The organism is Microbacterium sp. SY138 (genome assembly GCF_039729145.1).
Lineage (GTDB): Bacteria > Actinomycetota > Actinomycetes > Actinomycetales > Microbacteriaceae > Microbacterium > Microbacterium maritypicum_A.
The window spans coordinates 1,346,256-1,361,348 of sequence record NZ_CP155793.1 but is presented as its reverse complement, the minus strand read 5'-3'; the positions used below and the strand labels follow the sequence as shown (position 1 = coordinate 1,361,348).

The 15,093-nt window shown below is 64.9% G+C and carries 18 protein-coding genes; 5 read left to right on the top strand and 13 right to left on the bottom strand.

All coding sequences use genetic code 11. From position 1 onward, the window contains the following. Window positions 1-15: 15 nt before the first annotated feature. From ABDC25_RS06420 to ABDC25_RS06410, 3 genes are all read right to left on the bottom strand, one after another. Window positions 16-504, bottom strand: coding sequence for a hypothetical protein (locus ABDC25_RS06420; protein ID WP_347125437.1), 489 nt, complete (start codon window positions 502-504; stop codon window positions 16-18). A 71-nt stretch (window positions 505-575) separates the two neighbouring features. Next, on the bottom strand, window positions 576-1,127 hold the full coding sequence (locus ABDC25_RS06415) for a hypothetical protein (RefSeq protein WP_347125435.1): 552 nt from the start codon (window positions 1,125-1,127) through the stop codon (window positions 576-578). A gap of 137 nt (window positions 1,128-1,264) precedes the next feature. Beyond that, window positions 1,265-1,771, bottom strand: a complete 507-nt coding sequence (locus ABDC25_RS06410; RefSeq protein WP_347125433.1) for a sigma-70 family RNA polymerase sigma factor — start codon at window positions 1,769-1,771, stop codon at window positions 1,265-1,267. Between the two features lie 259 nt (window positions 1,772-2,030). Between ABDC25_RS06410 and ABDC25_RS06405 the strand changes: the two genes are divergently transcribed. Further along, window positions 2,031-2,912, top strand: a complete 882-nt coding sequence (locus ABDC25_RS06405; protein WP_347125431.1) for an NAD-dependent epimerase/dehydratase family protein — start codon at window positions 2,031-2,033, stop codon at window positions 2,910-2,912. A 4-nt stretch (window positions 2,913-2,916) separates the two neighbouring features. Here ABDC25_RS06405 and ABDC25_RS06400 read toward each other — a convergent pair whose 3' ends face one another. From ABDC25_RS06400 to fdxA, 3 genes are all read right to left on the bottom strand, one after another. Next, complete coding sequence (locus ABDC25_RS06400; RefSeq protein WP_347125429.1) at window positions 2,917-3,537, bottom strand: DUF305 domain-containing protein; 621 nt, start codon at window positions 3,535-3,537, stop codon at window positions 2,917-2,919. A gap of 84 nt (window positions 3,538-3,621) precedes the next feature. Continuing rightward, complete coding sequence (locus ABDC25_RS06395; RefSeq protein ID WP_347125427.1) at window positions 3,622-4,062, bottom strand: DUF3105 domain-containing protein; 441 nt, start codon at window positions 4,060-4,062, stop codon at window positions 3,622-3,624. A 454-nt stretch (window positions 4,063-4,516) separates the two neighbouring features. Then, window positions 4,517-4,858, bottom strand: a complete 342-nt coding sequence (fdxA, locus tag ABDC25_RS06390) for a ferredoxin (protein ID WP_347125425.1) — start codon at window positions 4,856-4,858, stop codon at window positions 4,517-4,519. 300 nt (window positions 4,859-5,158) lie between these two features. On the opposite strand from fdxA, the gene ABDC25_RS06385 reads away from it, so the two are divergent. Continuing rightward, the gene (locus ABDC25_RS06385; protein ID WP_347125423.1) at window positions 5,159-6,046 is read left to right on the top strand and encodes a helix-turn-helix domain-containing protein; all 888 of its coding nucleotides are present in this window, start codon (window positions 5,159-5,161) and stop codon (window positions 6,044-6,046) included. Window positions 6,047-6,087: 41 nt separating this feature from the next. Here the strand turns inward: ABDC25_RS06385 and ABDC25_RS06380 are convergent, their stop codons facing one another. The 4 genes from ABDC25_RS06380 to sufB all read right to left on the bottom strand — a co-directional run bounded on the left by ABDC25_RS06380 (window position 6,088) and on the right by sufB (window position 9,895). Further along, window positions 6,088-6,444: a metal-sulfur cluster assembly factor gene (locus ABDC25_RS06380; RefSeq protein WP_347125421.1), complete on the bottom strand. Its 357-nt coding sequence runs from the start codon at window positions 6,442-6,444 to the stop codon at window positions 6,088-6,090. Then, on the bottom strand, window positions 6,441-7,196 hold the full coding sequence (gene sufC / locus ABDC25_RS06375; protein ID WP_347125419.1) for a Fe-S cluster assembly ATPase SufC: 756 nt from the start codon (window positions 7,194-7,196) through the stop codon (window positions 6,441-6,443). The genes ABDC25_RS06380 and sufC overlap by 4 nt, the downstream gene beginning before the upstream one ends. Before the next feature lie 93 nt (window positions 7,197-7,289). Further along, complete coding sequence (gene sufD, locus ABDC25_RS06370) at window positions 7,290-8,480, bottom strand: Fe-S cluster assembly protein SufD (RefSeq protein ID WP_347125417.1); 1,191 nt, start codon at window positions 8,478-8,480, stop codon at window positions 7,290-7,292. Then, a complete protein-coding gene (gene sufB / locus ABDC25_RS06365; protein WP_347125415.1) occupies window positions 8,477-9,895 on the bottom strand; it encodes a Fe-S cluster assembly protein SufB in 1,419 nt (472 codons plus the stop codon). Before sufB ends, sufD begins: the two co-directional genes overlap by 4 nt. A 346-nt stretch (window positions 9,896-10,241) precedes the next feature. Here sufB and ABDC25_RS06360 point away from each other — a divergent pair, with 346 nt between their 5' ends. The 3 genes from ABDC25_RS06360 to ABDC25_RS06350 all read left to right on the top strand — a co-directional run bounded on the left by ABDC25_RS06360 (window position 10,242) and on the right by ABDC25_RS06350 (window position 12,410). Beyond that, window positions 10,242-10,916, top strand: coding sequence for a hypothetical protein (locus tag ABDC25_RS06360; RefSeq protein WP_347125413.1), 675 nt, complete (start codon window positions 10,242-10,244; stop codon window positions 10,914-10,916). Between the two features lie 334 nt (window positions 10,917-11,250). Beyond that, entirely contained in the window at window positions 11,251-12,027 is a 777-nt protein-coding gene (locus ABDC25_RS06355; RefSeq protein ID WP_347125411.1) for an MBL fold metallo-hydrolase, read from the top strand. Between the two features lie 44 nt (window positions 12,028-12,071). After that, window positions 12,072-12,410 (top strand): metalloregulator ArsR/SmtB family transcription factor, encoded by a 339-nt coding sequence (locus tag ABDC25_RS06350; RefSeq protein ID WP_347125409.1) that lies wholly within the window; start codon window positions 12,072-12,074, stop codon window positions 12,408-12,410. A gap of 23 nt (window positions 12,411-12,433) precedes the next feature. On the opposite strand, the gene ABDC25_RS06345 is transcribed toward ABDC25_RS06350, so the two are convergent. The 3 genes from ABDC25_RS06345 to ABDC25_RS06335 form a co-directional block, all read right to left on the bottom strand. Next, window positions 12,434-13,234, bottom strand: coding sequence for a siderophore-interacting protein (locus ABDC25_RS06345; RefSeq protein ID WP_347125407.1), 801 nt, complete (start codon window positions 13,232-13,234; stop codon window positions 12,434-12,436). An 85-nt stretch (window positions 13,235-13,319) separates the two neighbouring features. Next, on the bottom strand, window positions 13,320-14,063 hold the full coding sequence (locus ABDC25_RS06340; protein ID WP_347125405.1) for an ATP-binding cassette domain-containing protein: 744 nt from the start codon (window positions 14,061-14,063) through the stop codon (window positions 13,320-13,322). Next, entirely contained in the window at window positions 14,060-15,091 is a 1,032-nt protein-coding gene (locus tag ABDC25_RS06335; protein WP_347125403.1) for an iron ABC transporter permease, read from the bottom strand. Before ABDC25_RS06335 ends, ABDC25_RS06340 begins: the two co-directional genes overlap by 4 nt. Between the last annotated feature and the right edge of the window lie 2 nt (window positions 15,092-15,093).

Genomic DNA, 15,093 nt, shown 5'->3' with positions numbered 1-15,093 from the left:
CCCGCACGGATGACATCAGTGGACGGGCTCACCCGCTGGGTCGAGTACCCACCAAACGTCCATCAGGCCCTGCCCGGCCGTCATACCTGCTTCGGTGTCCCCTGCGAAGTAGTACAGCGGCCACCCGTTCAGCGTCAGCTGGTCTTCGCCGTCGACGCCCGTGATCGTTCCGGTCTCGCCCGAGACCCCGTCGAGCTCGACGTCCGCATCGGCGGGGACGGCGGGCCACTTGGTAGCGCATTCTCCTGCACACGCCGACGCATCAGCCCCCTGCGTGTCCTTGTCGAAATGGTAGACGACATTCCCGTCGGCGTCGACGATGACTTCGCCCAGTTCGGTGTCTGCTGTCGTGAGGGTGAAGCCGGCAGGAGTTTCCTCCATCGGGGGTGTCGATGGTGGGTCGGTGGCCTCTGCACCGCCTCCGGTCCCGTCGGAGGCGCACCCGGCGAGCGCCAGGCCGGAGATCGCCAGCACTGCAAGGGTGGTCGCGAGTTTCATCTTCATCGGGCAGGTCCTTTCGTCGGTGATCGTCGCGGTCGCGACTACTGGGAACACGACGTCAGGGTGCCCTGGGTTCACCCGTGCAGCGGGTTGCTGAGGACCGTCTCCCCTTTCGCTGTGCGGATCTCGAGCGTCTGCATGTCATCGAGTTCCATAGCGGTGGCCGCGTCCAGGGTGATCTCGCGTCCGGGTACGGCGCTCCAGCTGGCGACTTCACGGAGCCCACCGTTCGCGTCTGTGATCACGAGAGTGTAGGACCAGGGGCCGTTCTCGTCACCCCACTCACCGCCTTCGGGGTAGTCGCATGTGATCCGGACGCTCGTCCCCCATGCGACGCTTCGCAATTCGACATCAGCAACCATCTCGGTGGCAGTGACAGCATCCATGGCGATTACCGCATCCGGCCGGTCCGGGGCAACGATGCCGGGCATAAGGATGATGCCGATGACAACGGCGGCAGCAGCGAGACCGGCCACGACGCCTCGCACACGGCGCACCTGTCTGCGCCGAATCCGTTGAATGGTGCGCTCGACGAGGTCCGCGGGAGGCCGGGCCTGGTCACCGCTGTCCGTTCGGTCGGCCCCGTCTGCGGTGCTGAGATCGGCCCGCGCGAGCAGTCCGGGCATGCCAGCGAGAGATCCGACGGCATCGCGGCATTCCGAGCATCCCTCGAGGTGAGCTTCGAATCGGCGGCGGTCGACTGGGGTGAGGGCGCCGAGAACGTATGCCGCGTCCCATTCCGCCATCGCACGATGCTCTTCACTCATCTGCTCACTCCTCTCTCTTGGAACGCTAACCGCAAGGCGCGAAGCCCATAGTGCAGGCGGGATTTCACGGTTCCTTCTGCGATCTGCAATTCGTCGGCGAGTTCCGCGGTCGTGAGAGAACCGAAGTAGGCGCGTACGATCACCTCACGGTGGTTCTCGCTGAGCGACGCCAGCGCGTCATCGATCAGCATTGCGTCGAGCATCTGGTCGACACGATCGGTGACGGCACGGTCCGGTACCCGGTTCGTGGTGCTCTCATGGCGTCGCTGGGCGCTTCGGACACGATCGATGACGACACGTTTCGCGACGGTGAAGAGCCACCCGCCGACGTCTTCGGGCGGCTCATCGAGAATTCGTGGCGCCTTCCATGCCCGGATGAGGGTCTCTTGAACGACATCGTCCGCTTCGGACGCATCTCCTGTCAAAGAGACGACGTATCGCCACAGCGGTGCAGCATGCCGCTCATGCAACTGCCTCAGGGCCTGCGCGCGAGCCTGCCTCATCCGACGATCTCCACCCTTTCAGCTCGTCCAACACCTCACCTCATCCACGTTAGAGACGGACGCGGAGTTCAATCTCTCGTCAGTCGATGTGGGGCCTCGAAGCTGGGGCGAGTCCGAGGAGAACAGCACACCCGCCCTGGCCTCGCGTCCGATGCCGGTATCGCCCTGTATTGCGTCTACTCCGCAAGACCTGCCACCACCCTCGCCCGTCCTACCCCTCAGGGGTAGGGTATAAGAGGTTCATCTGGAAGGAATATCGATGAAAGTGCTCCTCACTGGTTCGACGGGTTACATCGGCTCAGCCATTCTCACCTCACTGACATCGGCCGGTCACGAGGTCACCGCGCTCGTGCGCACCGAGGACGCCGCCACCGCAGCCGGTCGCGCCGGCGTCGCTCCGGCCGTCGGCGACATGCGCGACGCCGGCCTCGTCACCGAGCTCGCCAACACAGTGAATGCCGTCATTCACGCTGCGACCCCCGGCGACGAAACCAGCAGCGATGCGGACAACGAGTTCGCCGACGCCGTGCTCGCAGGTCTCGGGGACCGCGGCGCGGCATTCATCCGTACCGGCGGAATCTGGATCCATGGATCCGGAAGCGATCTCACCGAAGAAACACCTCACGATCCGCCCGCGCTCGTGGCTTGGCGATCCGAGATCGATCGACGCATCCTCACGGCCTCAGGGATCCGCGCCGTTCTCGTGGAACCAGCCATCGTCTATGGTCACGGCGGCGGCATCCCCAACATCGTCACCCGCGCGGACGCCATCGGTTCCCCGCCGGGCCTGCAGCTCCTCGGAGACGGTACGCAGCACTGGGGCACAGTACATGTCGACGACCTCGCCGACCTGTACGTTCTCGCGCTCGAAAAGGCCCCGCACGGAGCGGTGTACCTGGGCGCCAGCGGTCACAACCCCACTGTCCTGCAGATCGGAGAGGCCGCCAGCCGCGTCCGTGGCTTCAATGGAAAGGTCACTCCGGAATCGACTGCGCGGACGGTCGAGCGTCTGGGCGCCTTCGGCGAAGCCCTGCTCCTCGACCAGCAAGCGAGCGGCCGGCACGCCCGGGAGTCACTCGGGTGGGCTCCGAAGCACCCCACGCTCATCACGGAGATCAACGAGGGGCATTACACCGACTGAGACGTCAGCCGCAGTTCAATCGCTTCTGGAGGTCTGTCATGGCGGCAATTTCCGCCGACTGATTCTGCGAGATCTGCTTTGCCGTGTCGAGGAGCCGGGGGTCCGCACCGAGCTCGACGACGGCATCGCTCATCTCGATCGCGCCGCGATGGTGGCGGATCATGAGATCTAGGAACAGGCAGTCTTGAGCGTCCCCACGAGCCTGTTGCAGCTGCGCGATTTCCTCGCTGGTCGCCATTCCCATCGCAGCTTCACGGTCTGCGGTGGTTTCGCTTCCGCTGGATCCATGATGCTGCCCGGTATCAGCGTCGCCCATCCACGTCATGAGCGGCTCTCCGGCCTGCGGCCTGCCCCATGAGACGAGCCATCCGAACATCTCGCCGCGCTGTCCGGCTTGGGCGGTGGCGATGTCGTAGGCGAGCACACGCAATTCGTCATCCGTGGTGTCCCGGTAACTGATCATCGCCATCTCGACCGCCTGGGCGTGATGTACCTGCATGTCTCGCGCGAACCCTACATCAGCGCGATTTGGCTCTGCGACAATGGTGGGCGGCCCGCCTGACGCAGAGAATCGTCCAACCGCGAACGCGAGCACGAGCGCGGACCCGACAGCCACCACAGCCATCAGCCAACGCGTTCGCCGGATTCGGATGAGGCCACGTCCTCCAGTGCGGCGACGGGGTGCTGGTATGGGACCTGTCATCGTTGGTCAGCTCGTCTGGCCCGGGCCGTCAAGGGCCCCGGTGCAGGCGGCGTTGGGTTCGGGCACGTTCTGGCTGCGCCAGTATTCCTCGAAGAATTCACTGATTCGCTCATCTTGCACGGAGTCGACGCGTAGCTGCGCATTCCAGGCGCTCACCGCCACCGGGGATCCGAGATCGGGGTACGGAGAGAGAAGCGCATAGGTGGAGGGAATCAGTTGCTTCAGTGAAGCGAGGTCGTCCCCATCGATGAGGTCCGGGTCGTAGGTCACCCACACGGCACCGTGCTCGAGAGAGTGCACCGCATTCTCATTCGTCTGCGGTTCGGTGTATGTGCCGCAGTTGAGCCAGTACGGGTTGTGGGGGCCGCCAGCGGGCGGCGTCTGCTCGTATTCGACGGTTTGCTGCGTGTGTTCCGTGGTGTGCGAGAACGTTTCGACGCCGTCCATGTCGTCTCCCGCACTTCCGGCGGAGTACTGCGCGGGTGGCGTCGCTGAGAAGGACGCGGCAAGAGCGCCGACCGCGACGACGGCCAAAGCGGCCGTGGCGACTCCCCCGCCGACCCAGAGCACGACCTTGCGCCGACGCTCAGATTGGAGTCGGCGCTGATACGCCGCTACCTTCGCTTGGCGCCGCTCCTGTCTCTGCTGCTTCACAGTCGATCGGGACTGATCTCGCCCGTTAGGTGTGTTCATTCGTTGGCCATCCCGTCCTCTGTTGCCCGGGCCCGTCTGTACCTGGGCTTGTCGCGGTAGGAGCCCCGCAGTCGGCTTCGTGCCGTTCCTGCAACTACCGGAGCGCCCGCCCGAGCCTGCCTCTTTCAGCCTCGCCGCACATTCGCCCCGTCTGTCTCCTCATCTCACCCACGATGATGTCGGACACGAAGTTCAATCACCATGGAGGTCAGTCGTTGTTCGACGGCTGCGACACGGACCTCCGAGGCAGAGCGCGCACCAGTGGTGCATCAGTCCAGACCGGGCCGAGCTTCGCCGCGCCTCCCGGGGAACCGAGCTCTGTGAAGAAGTCGACGTTCGCCTGCGCGTAGTCGGCCCACTGATTGGGCAGATCATCTTCGTAGTAGATGGCCTCAACCGGACAGACCGGCTCGCACGCACCGCAGTCCACGCACTCGTCGGGATGAATGTAGAGCATCCGGTCCCCTTCGTAGATGCAGTCCACGGGGCATTCATCCACGCAGGCCTTGTCCTTCACATCGACACAAGGCAACGCGATCACATAGGTCATTAAGCACCCCGTTTCTGCCCTCAGCCCTTCCGTTTTCATCCTCTTGTTCGGGCTGCGGGCACGGAAAGCATGATCCGTGCACGACATGGACCGTCCGGCTCATGCCGCGCGAAGCAACATCTAGATGTCGGATTTAGGTAAGCCTTGCTTCATTGATGGACGTTATGCTGGGAAGCGAGCACGTGTCCTGGATCAGGCCCGGGTCGTGAGATCGGAACAGTCACGCGAGGCACATCCCCCACCGCGCCGACGTCGCGTAGCGAATACTCAACGCGAGAAAGGAGCGTGAGGATGCATACCATGACCGAGGCGGAGGTCCTCCCTCCCACAGCTCAGCTTCTGGGAATGGAGGACGTCGAACATGCCCGTCCGATATGTGCTCACTCCCACGACTTCGGCGTGATATCGCTCGCCCGTGCCGGGCACGCCAGCCATCAGACCGAGAAAGGCCTCGCGCGTGTGGGAGCGGGCACTCTCACTCTGCTCGGCCCGAGCAGCTGGCATGCGTATGAACCCGATCCCGTCATCGAGCTCACCAACCTCTACATGACCCGCGCCCTGCTCGCCGTGGGCACGAGCAGGCACCTGACGACAGAGGTTCCTGCCCCGCTGCGCGACGCGCTGGACCCCGAGAACTCTCAAGGCTCTGTCATCAGCTTCGCGCTGACGGAGCCAGATGTGACGGCGCTCAAGCGGGTCTTCGCGCAGGTACGCGGGGATGACGGGCCGCGGAGCATCTTCTCGCAGCTGGCTCTGTACTACCAGCTCCTGGACGCTCTCGTTCCTGCGGTGACCGCGGCGCCGATGCTCATGGCCTCGTCATCCGCTGACCATCAGCACAGCCCGCTGGCCCCGGGGCTACGCAAGTACGGAGAGCATGTCACTCATGCGATCGCTCTCCTTCATGACCGCATCGATCACCCATGGACTCTCGGAGAACTGGCGGCAGGCGTGAGCATCTCCAGTTCTCAGCTCGTGCGCACCTTCCGTGCCGACACCGGCTCGGCACCGATCGCATATCTTCAGTCGATCCGTGCCGAGCGAATGGCGTACCTGCTGCGCACCACCGATCTCAGCATTGCCGCTGTCGGGCGGGCAGTGGGCTGGCCGGACCCGAGCTACGCGAGCCGCCGCTTCAACGCGCACTGGCGGCTCAGCCCCTCCGCCTACCGGCGAGGTCTGAGCTAGGGAATCCACCCGCTCGGATGAAGATGGCCAGTCATCCGCATTCAACGTCGAACGGCGAAACCGAGCGCGCTGAGCATCTCGATGCCGTCAAGCGTGATCCGCTCCGGCCCCCATGGCGGCATCCATACCCAGTTGATCCGGAAGGCCTCGACGACGCCCTCGAGCGCCTCGGCGATGTCGCCCTCGATGACGTCGGTCAACGGGCAACCGGCGCTGGTGAGCGTCATGGTGATGATCAGCACATCATCCTCGTCGAAGGCGACGTCATAGACGAGTCCGAGGTTGACGATGTCGATGCTCAGTTCGGGATCGAAGACGTAGGTCAACGCGTCGACGACCTTCTCATACCTGGTGACGCCCAGAACCTCAGGCGCGATCGGAGCCTGAACCTCGCTCATGCTGCACTGAGGAAGCGGTCGTATCCCTCGGACTCCAGGCGCGCAGCGAGCTCGGGGCCGCCGTCCTCGACGACACGGCCGGCGACGATCACGTGCACGAAATCCGGAAGGATGTATTTCAGGATGCGTGTGTAGTGGGTGATCATGAGCACGCCGAGCCCGGTACGGTCCTTCACACGATTGACGCCTTCGGAAACGATGCGGAGCGCATCGACATCCAAGCCGGAGTCGGTCTCATCGAGGACTGCGAACTTCGGCTCGAGAAGGTCGAGCTGAAGAATCTCGTGCCTCTTCTTCTCACCCCCGGAGAATCCCTCATTCACGTTGCGCGAGAGGAAAGCGGAGTCCATCCGGAGCTTCTCGAGACTGCTCTTGACCGTGTTCGTCCAGGTTCTCAGCGCGGGTGCATGCCCGCTGATCGCCGTCTTCGCCGTGCGCAGGAAGTTGGACACGGTGACGCCGGGAATCTCGACCGGATACTGCATCGCAAGGAACAGGCCGGCACGTGCCCGCTCGTCCACACTCATCGCGAGGACGTCCTCGCCGTCGAGCGTGATGCTGCCCTCGGTGATCGAGTACGCCGGGTGCCCGGCGATCGCGTAGGAGAGGGTCGACTTGCCGCCACCGTTCGGGCCCATGATGGCATGGACCTCTCCGCTGGCGAGACGCAGGTCGATCCCGCGCAGGATCTCCTTGTCGCCCTGGTCTGTTCTGACGCTGGCATGGAGGTTGTGCACCTCGAGAGTTGACATCGTGATGGCCCCTTAGGGATCGTATGGGCCTGTCCATTCGGACAGGAGTCGGGAGTTGATGATGGTGTCAGGCGGTACTGGTTCGGACGCGGATCAGACAGCGACGGGGGCTTTGACCTCGCTGCTCACTGTGTATTCGCCGATCTTTCGCTCGACCAGGCCGATGAGGCGCTCCTCCAGCTCGGGAACGCCGATCTTCTGGATCAGCTCGGAGAAGAACCCTCGCACGACCAGCCGTCGCGCCTCAGCCTCGGGGATACCCCGAGACTCCAGGTAGAACAGCTGCTCGTCATCGAAACGGCCTGTCGCGCTCGCATGGCCAGCACCGACGATGTCGCCGGTCTCGATCTCAAGGTTCGGCACCGAGTCCGCGCGGGCTCCATCGCTCAAGACGAGGTTGCGGTTCTGTTCATAGCTGTCGGTACCGGTCGCGGCCGGTCCGATGAGCACGTCGCCGATCCATACAGCCCGGGCGCTGTGCCCCTGAAGCGCTCCCTTGTAGGTGACGTTGCTGACCGTGTCGGGGGCATCATGATGAACGTAGACCTGCTGCTCGAAGAACTGCCCAGCTCCCGAGAAGTACAGACCGAGTGCGTCCGTGGCCGAGCGTCGTCCAGCGAGGTGGATGGACGGGGCGAGTCGCACCAGACCACCACCGAGCGTGACGACGATGTGCTTGAGCGTCGCCCCCTCGCCGAGACGTGCGAAGTGAGCGCTGAGATGCACCGCGTCGTCTGCCCAGTCCTGAACGCTGACCACGGTCAGCGCGGAATGGTCCGCAACGACGATCTCGACGTTCTCAAGCAGTTGCGCGGTGCCGGTGCTGTCGAGCACGACCGTCGCCGTGGCATCGGGTGCCGTGGCGATGAGCGTGTGCGCAGCCCGGGGTCTCTCACCCAGGCCTTCCCGCACGATGATCGCCTGTTCGGGCTGATCGCCCGTGGCTTCCACGAGCAGCACCTGCTCGGTCGCTGCCCAGGCCGAGGCATGGACTCGGTCCTCCGGTAATCCTGCGGTCCCGACGGACGCCTCCGCGAACGGAACCCATGAGACGCGGACCCCGGCGCTCGCGGTGACTCCGATCGGGAACGAAGTGCCGTCAAGTGTGTGGTCGGCGAGAGCGGCGACGGGGATGAGCGGTGTGTACTTCCACCCCGGGTCCTGCGATCGCAACGGCCCGAAGTCCTCTGGATCGGCCGAGTGGAGCCGACCTGCGCGGCTCTGCACAGGGACGTAAGGGGCCTCGACGTAGACGTCTGAGCCAGCGGGAGCAGAGGCGCTCATCCGACCGATCCTTCCATGCCCATCTCAATGAGCTTGTTCAGTTCCATCGCGTACTCCATCGGCAGCTCGCGCGCGATCGGCTCGATGAAGCCCCGCACGATCATGGCCATCGCCTCGTCCTCGGGCATGCCGCGGGACTGCAGGTAGAACAGCTGCTCCTCGCTGACCTTCGAGACCGTGGCCTCGTGACCGAGCTGGACGTCATCCACGCGGATGTCGATCGCCGGGTAGGTGTCGGAGCGCGACTTCGTGTCGACGAGCAGCGCGTCGCACCGCACGGTGTTCGCGGAGTGGTGGGCGTTCGCGTCGACGCGCACCTCACCGCGGTAGCCCGCGCGTCCGCCGCCGCGGGCGATCGACTTCGAGACGATCGACGACTGCGTGTAGGGCGCCATGTGGATCATCTTCGCGCCGGCGTCCTGGTGCTGGCCGGGACCGGCGAAGGCGACCGAGAGCGTCTCGCCCTTGGCGTGCTCGCCCATCAGGTAGATCGACGGGTACTTCATCGTCACCTTGGAGCCGATGTTGCCGTCGACCCACTCCATCGTCGCGCCCTCGTGCGCGACCGCGCGCTTGGTGACCAGGTTGTAGACGTTGTTCGACCAGTTCTGGATCGTCGTGTAGCGCACGCGGGCGTTCTTCTTCACGATGATCTCGACCACGGCCGAGTGCAGCGAGTCCGACTTGTAGATCGGGGCCGTGCAGCCCTCGATGTAGTGCACGTAACTGTCCTCGTCGGCGATGATCAGGGTGCGCTCGAACTGCCCCATGTTCTCGGTGTTGATACGGAAGTACGCCTGCAGCGGGATCTCGACGTGCACGCCCTTGGGCACGTACACGAACGAGCCACCCGACCAGACGGCCGTGTTCAGCGCCGCGAACTTGTTGTCACCGGCGGGGATGACGGAGCCGAAGTACTCCTCGAAGAACTCGGGGTGCTCGCGCAGCGCCGTGTCGGTGTCCATGAAGATGACGCCCTGCTCCTCCAGGTCCTCGCGGATCTGGTGGTAGACGACCTCGGACTCGTACTGCGCGGCGACACCGGCGACGAGACGCTGACGCTCGGCCTCGGGGATGCCCAGGCGCTCGTACGTCTCGCGGATCTCCTCGGGGAGGTCCTCCCAGGACTGCGCCTGCTTCTCGGTCGAGCGCACGAAGTACTTGATGTTGTCGAAGTCGATCTCGCTGAGGTCTGCGCCCCAGGTCGGCATCGGCTTGCGTCCGAAGAGCTGATATCCCTTGAGACGGGTCTTCAGCATCCACTCCCGCTCGCTCTTCAGCGCCGAGATGTCTCGGACCACGGCCTCCGAGAGACCGCGTCGCGCGCTCGCTCCGGCGGCATCGGCGTCGTGCCATCCGAATTCGTACACCCCCAGTCCGTCGAGCTCCGGGCGGTCGATCAACACATCCGACAAGCCTTCACCTTCCTTTCATATCCGAGTCGGCCGGGACTCTCCTGACACACAGGCCGCATCCCTCCGCACGCGCTTTCCTTCTATGCCACGTGCTGACTGGTTCAATCTTCGAACACCCTCGCGCGCCCAAAAAGGTCGATCTGCGCGTTCAGTTGATCGTGCGGCCCATACGTGTGTCCAACGCCATTCGCAGGATGCCGACGGTGCCTCGGCGGTCTCCGTCCGGAATGCGTCGCCGTGGCAGAAGGGTGTCATCGGCGGCTGTTCGGCATCGCACGCGAGAGTCGCCTCGCGAAAAGCACTCCGACGAGATCCTCCGAACAGTCGCATCACGACAAGGGACAACGTGGCACGAGATCTGATCCTGGCCGATCCGCAATCCGCCCGGGACGCGCTCGTGTTCGCCGAGCGCGCGGCTCAAGTGGGGGACGCGGCCGTACGGCTCCAGGCAGAGCGGGGCACGCTGGCGATGTACGCAGCCGCGCTGGCCCCGCAGGGCCTCCTGGATTCGACTCCCCTGGTGCTCGCTCTACGCGTGCTCCGCGCTGACTACGACCTCTCCTGCGATCTCACCGTGGAGTCATTGGCGGCGACTCCCGATCGGGCGGCTCTCCGCCTGCCGCAGCTCGCAGTCTCCCGCGGATGGGCGAGCGCGGCTGTACCTCGCGACGGATGGGCGCAGACCGGAACGGTGGGAGCGTCCGAGTTGCAACGCGTGGCACGAGCGGGAAACGCCGAGGTGGTCCGGGCGCTCCCCCGCACACCCGGAATGGACGTCGTGCGCAGAGTGCGCGCTCAAGTATGGGGGCAACCAGCCGAAGAGCTCGCAAACCTGCCCCGCGGTGTCGCGTTCGCTGCAGCGGCGTTCGGCTTCATCGGCGAAAGCACCGAGAGCGCATCAGTGTGGCGCGTCGGCCGGTGGGCACGAGTGAGCCTCCTGCGCGGGCATCTCCTCTATCGGGGCCCCGTGACCTCTGGTCTCACGGCAGTACGCAGGACTGGCGCCGCCTCATCGCGGTAGGGCGTTCTGTCCACGACAGCTCAAGCATGCCCGAGCTGATCCGACCTTCTGTCCCAGTAGAGGCCCTTCGACGATCACACGTGACTCAACGCGTGCTCATTCACCGTACTGCGGTGGCCCAGAGCTCTTCTCCATCGCTAACGGGCGTCAAAAGCGTCGCTTCCGGTTATCATCGAAATGTGTCGATGAGTTGGAGACGATGGCGAGGCCAGACCGGCCCCTGGCGCGCTGCCAGCATGCCCGCACGCGCCCGGACCCTAGGCCCTGCTCGTCCCTGCCCGAACGAATCGAACGTTCTCCGCCCCCTGTCGTTATCACAGAGAGATGGGATGAAGTGAAGATCACACCGGTGCGTCATGCGACATTGCTCATCGAAGTGTCCGGCTTGACCGCCCTCGTAGACCCAATGCTCGGCGCGAGCGGAGTGCATTCGTCTTCGGAATGGGTTGCCGACCGCCAGCCGGAGGACCTTTTGGTCGGGCTCGGCGTGCCCCTGAGTGCGCTCCTCTCCCCCGACGTCGTGGTCGTGACGCATACGCATCCAGACCACTGGGATGCTGCCGCCGCGTCATTGCTTTCACGGGAGGTCCTGATTCTTGCACAGAGCGATGAGGACGCTGAACTACTCCGAGGCCAGGGATTCGTCCGAGTGACGGTCCTGGACGACGAGATCAAGATCGGAGGTGTCTCCTTTGTGCGCACCGACGGCCAGCATCCAACAGAGGATGGCATGCGCGCCGAACTTGACGACGATGACGCGATGGGAGTTGTGATTCGGCATCCTGACGAACCGGTACTGTACATCGCTGGCGACACGATCATGCACCACGAGGTGCGTACTGCGCTGATCCATCATCGCCCAGACCTGATCATTCTGAATACCGGAGGACGTCGCGCCGATCAGACATCTCGCGCCCTCATGAACGCGGGGGACATTATCGACGTGCTGCGGTTCGCACCTCAGGCCCGGGTCATAGCCGTACACATGGGTGCGTTGCCCGAATACTCGACCAGTCGCGATGACGTCCGACGGCTCGCAGAAGACCGCGGGCTGACCGACAGCATCTTGGCACCGGAGAATGGCGAGTCCCTTGTGTTCTCTCTCATGTGACTCATCCTGAGCGGCACTTCCAGCCGGAAGCGTATTATCGACACATGGCGATGGAAGAAGACGGCGGGGTCGCCGCTTGGGCTGAAGAAGTGTCTGCGATGTCGGCGATGGCCGGGTTGTTCCAGAGCTTCAGCGATCCGTCTCGCCTGGTGATCCTCCGTCACCTACAGTTCGGAGAGCACCGAGTAGTCGATCTGACGGCGCATCTGGGGCTCTCTCAGAGCACCGTCTCCAAGCATCTCGTGAGCCTCAAAGAGGCAGGCCTGGTGGTATCGCGCCCCGAAGGTCGGGCGTCGATGTACTCGCTCCAGCACCCGGAAGGTCTCGTCGAGCTTTTCGCGGCGGTTGAGGCATTCCTGAAGTCACGGGCGGACGCGCGGTGAGGCCCTAGGCCGACGCGCGTGGATCAGTCGATCTGCCCGATCGATTCGCGCTTCTCGGCCTGGAACTGGTCCTCGGCACGTCCTCGCGCCCAGTAGGCGGAGATGGAGAGCATCTCGCGGGGAACATCGTGACCACGCAGGATCGTTCGCACACGTTTGATGCACTCCCGCTCGCCATGGGCGAAGACCTGAGGTGCTCCGTCCTCCCACCTCATCTCTTCCAGTGCGGCGAGCAAGTCTTCGTCCGACAGTACCCAGGTGATAGCGATCCCCGATGGCGCTGGCGGTAGCACGCGGCCTGCGGAGTCGCCCACAGAAATCAGGACATGGCCGCGGACATCTTCGGGCATCGACTCGATGGCGCTGGACAGCGCGGGCAGGGCGGTGTGGTCGCCGATCAGCAGGTGCCAGGGGGCGGTGGTGTCGGGGCGGTACTTCCCGCCGGCTCCGGTGAGCACGAGGGTGTCTCCCGGGCGGGCGTTGCGGGCCCACGGCCCGGCGACTCCGTGTGTGCCGTGGATGACGAAGTCGATGGACAGCCACCGTTCGTCGACGTTGGAGGCGCGCACGGTGTAGGTCCGGCGGCTCGGTACCTTGTCCGGGGAGGTGGCGCGCAAGGCTTCGAGATCGTAGGGCGGGGTCAGTCCATGCTCGGGATCGGCAAGCAGCAGCTTCACGTAGCGGTCGGTGAAGATGTTGTCCTCGTAGGCGTCGAAGCCATCGCCTCCGACGGTGATCCTGATGAGGTTCGGGCTGATCTCGTCCACGTGCTGGACGGTGAGGATCGCCTGGGGGCGTGCGGGACGCGTGTGCGGTCTGATCATTGTGCTGGTCCTTCTTTCAGGTGAGCATGAGGTGAGCGTGCGGCGGCGGCCGGTGGGTCAGCGCGCGGGTCGTCGATCGGGACGATCAGCGGACATCCGCGGGTGGGGTGTTCGGTGACGAGTACGGGCTGCCGGTAGACCCGCTGGATGGTGTCAACGGTGAGCACGTCCCTCGGCGAGCCGTCGGCCACGATGCGCCCCTGCTCCATGAGCACGACGCGGTCAGCGTACGCTGCCGCGAGGTTGAGGTCGTGCAGGACGACGATGACGCAGGCCCCTTCATCGCGCAGTTGACGCGCTTGCCGGAGGACTGCTTCCTGGTGGCGCAGGTCGAGAGCGGCCGTCGGTTCATCCAGGAGCACGATGGCGTGGTTTGGGCGAGTACGCGCGCGAATGCCGTTCGTCCCATCTCACCTCCGGACAGCGTCTGCACGTCCCGGTTGGTCATGTGCGACATCTCCACCGTCTCGATCGCGGAGGAGACGATCTGCTCGTCTCGCTCGTGGTCGGGTGGATACGAGAGACGGGCGAGGCGAACGATCTCGGTCACGGAGTAGGAGAACCGGACGGCGTGGTCCTGCGGGAGCACTGAGCGTCGGCGGGCGAGCTCTTTCGGGGAGAAGGAGGACACCGGTCGCTCGTCGAGCATGACCCGTCCGCGTTCGGGTTGCACGTCGCCGGCGAGAACGCTGAACAGGGTCGACTTGCCGGCGCCGTTCGGTCCGATGAGCGCGGTGAGGACGCCGCCGTGCAGGTCGAGGTCGACGTTGTCGAGGACGACGGTGCCGCTGTAGCTGAGGCGGATGCCGTGTGCGGACACGGTGGTCATGCGCGCATCTCCGTTCTGCGGCGGGCGAGCAGCCAGAGGAAGAAGGGTCCGCCCACGATGCCGGTGAACAGGCCGATGGGGATCTCCGATGGAGGGTTCAGGGTGCGTGCGCCGATGTCGGCGAGGACGATCATAAGTGCTCCGCCGAGCGCGCTGATCGGCAGCAGCCAGCGGTGGACCGGGCCGACGGCGAGTCGGACGATGTGCGGGACGACCAGTCCAACGAACCCGATCGAGCCCGCCAGCGCGACCGCTGCTCCCACAACGAGAGAGGTGGCGATGACCAGCAGCAGCCGGGTGCGTTTCACGTGCAGCCCGACATGCTGCGCCTGTCGTTCGCCGAGCGCGAGGACGTCCAGCGGCTTCGCGAGCAGCACCAGTAGGATCGCACCGAACACGAAGAACGGCAGCCCTGCCGCGAGGGAGTCCCAGCTGGCACGGTTGAGCGAGCCCATCGACCAGAACGTGATCGCCTCGAGTTCGGTGGACGAGGCGATGTAGGTGAAGAACCCGTTGACCGAACCCGCAACCGCCGTCACCGCGATCCCGACGAGCAGGATTTGCACGGTGCCGCCCCTGCGGCCAGGGCGGGCGAGCACATAGATGAGCGACGTGGTGAGCATCCCTGCGACGAAAGCCGCCGCCGGCACCGTCCACGTGCCCAGGAACTGCAAGCCCAGTACGATGGCGCCGATCGCGCCGAGCGAGGCTCCGCTGGTCACGCCGATCACGCCAGCATCGGCGAGCGAGTTGCCGAACAACCCCTGCAGGGACGCGCCCGCGATCGCGAGGCATGCGCCGACCATTGCCGCCAGCAGCACGCGAGGCATCCGCACGTCCCACACGACCGCCGCCTGACTGGCCGGGATGTCTCCGGCGTCGGCCCACCCCATCCCCACGGCAAGGGACCGCAACACCTCAGCCGGGTTGAGGCTGAGCGGTCCCACGCCCACCGCGACGATCATCGCTGCCAGAAGCAGGATCGCTACGAGGCTGATCACGAGTATGCCGCGGGGGCGGCGGACCATTC

Bases quoted from the DNA above. Each gene is read 5' to 3' on its own strand.
- ABDC25_RS06420 (WP_347125437.1), bottom strand. From the start codon at position 504: ATGAAGATGAAACTCGCGACCACCCTTGCAGTGCTGGCGATCTCCGGC.
- ABDC25_RS06415 (WP_347125435.1), bottom strand. From the start codon at position 1,127: ATGCCCGGACTGCTCGCGCGGGCCGATCTCAGCACCGCAGACGGGGCC.
- ABDC25_RS06410 (WP_347125433.1), bottom strand. From the start codon at position 1,771: ATGAGGCAGGCTCGCGCGCAGGCCCTGAGGCAGTTGCATGAGCGGCAT.
- ABDC25_RS06405 (WP_347125431.1), top strand. From the start codon at position 2,031: ATGAAAGTGCTCCTCACTGGTTCGACGGGTTACATCGGCTCAGCCATT.
- ABDC25_RS06400 (WP_347125429.1), bottom strand. From the start codon at position 3,537: ATGGCTGTGGTGGCTGTCGGGTCCGCGCTCGTGCTCGCGTTCGCGGTT.
- ABDC25_RS06395 (WP_347125427.1), bottom strand. From the start codon at position 4,062: ATGGACGGCGTCGAAACGTTCTCGCACACCACGGAACACACGCAGCAA.
- fdxA (WP_347125425.1), bottom strand. From the start codon at position 4,858: ATGACCTATGTGATCGCGTTGCCTTGTGTCGATGTGAAGGACAAGGCC.
- ABDC25_RS06385 (WP_347125423.1), top strand. From the start codon at position 5,159: ATGACCGAGGCGGAGGTCCTCCCTCCCACAGCTCAGCTTCTGGGAATG.
- ABDC25_RS06380 (WP_347125421.1), bottom strand. From the start codon at position 6,444: ATGAGCGAGGTTCAGGCTCCGATCGCGCCTGAGGTTCTGGGCGTCACC.
- sufC (WP_347125419.1), bottom strand. From the start codon at position 7,196: ATGTCAACTCTCGAGGTGCACAACCTCCATGCCAGCGTCAGAACAGAC.
- sufD (WP_347125417.1), bottom strand. From the start codon at position 8,480: ATGAGCGCCTCTGCTCCCGCTGGCTCAGACGTCTACGTCGAGGCCCCT.
- ABDC25_RS06350 (WP_347125409.1), top strand. From the start codon at position 12,072: ATGGCGATGGAAGAAGACGGCGGGGTCGCCGCTTGGGCTGAAGAAGTG.
- ABDC25_RS06345 (WP_347125407.1), bottom strand. From the start codon at position 13,234: ATGATCAGACCGCACACGCGTCCCGCACGCCCCCAGGCGATCCTCACC.
- ABDC25_RS06340 (WP_347125405.1), bottom strand. From the start codon at position 14,063: ATGACCACCGTGTCCGCACACGGCATCCGCCTCAGCTACAGCGGCACC.
- ABDC25_RS06335 (WP_347125403.1), bottom strand. From the start codon at position 15,091: ATGGTCCGCCGCCCCCGCGGCATACTCGTGATCAGCCTCGTAGCGATC.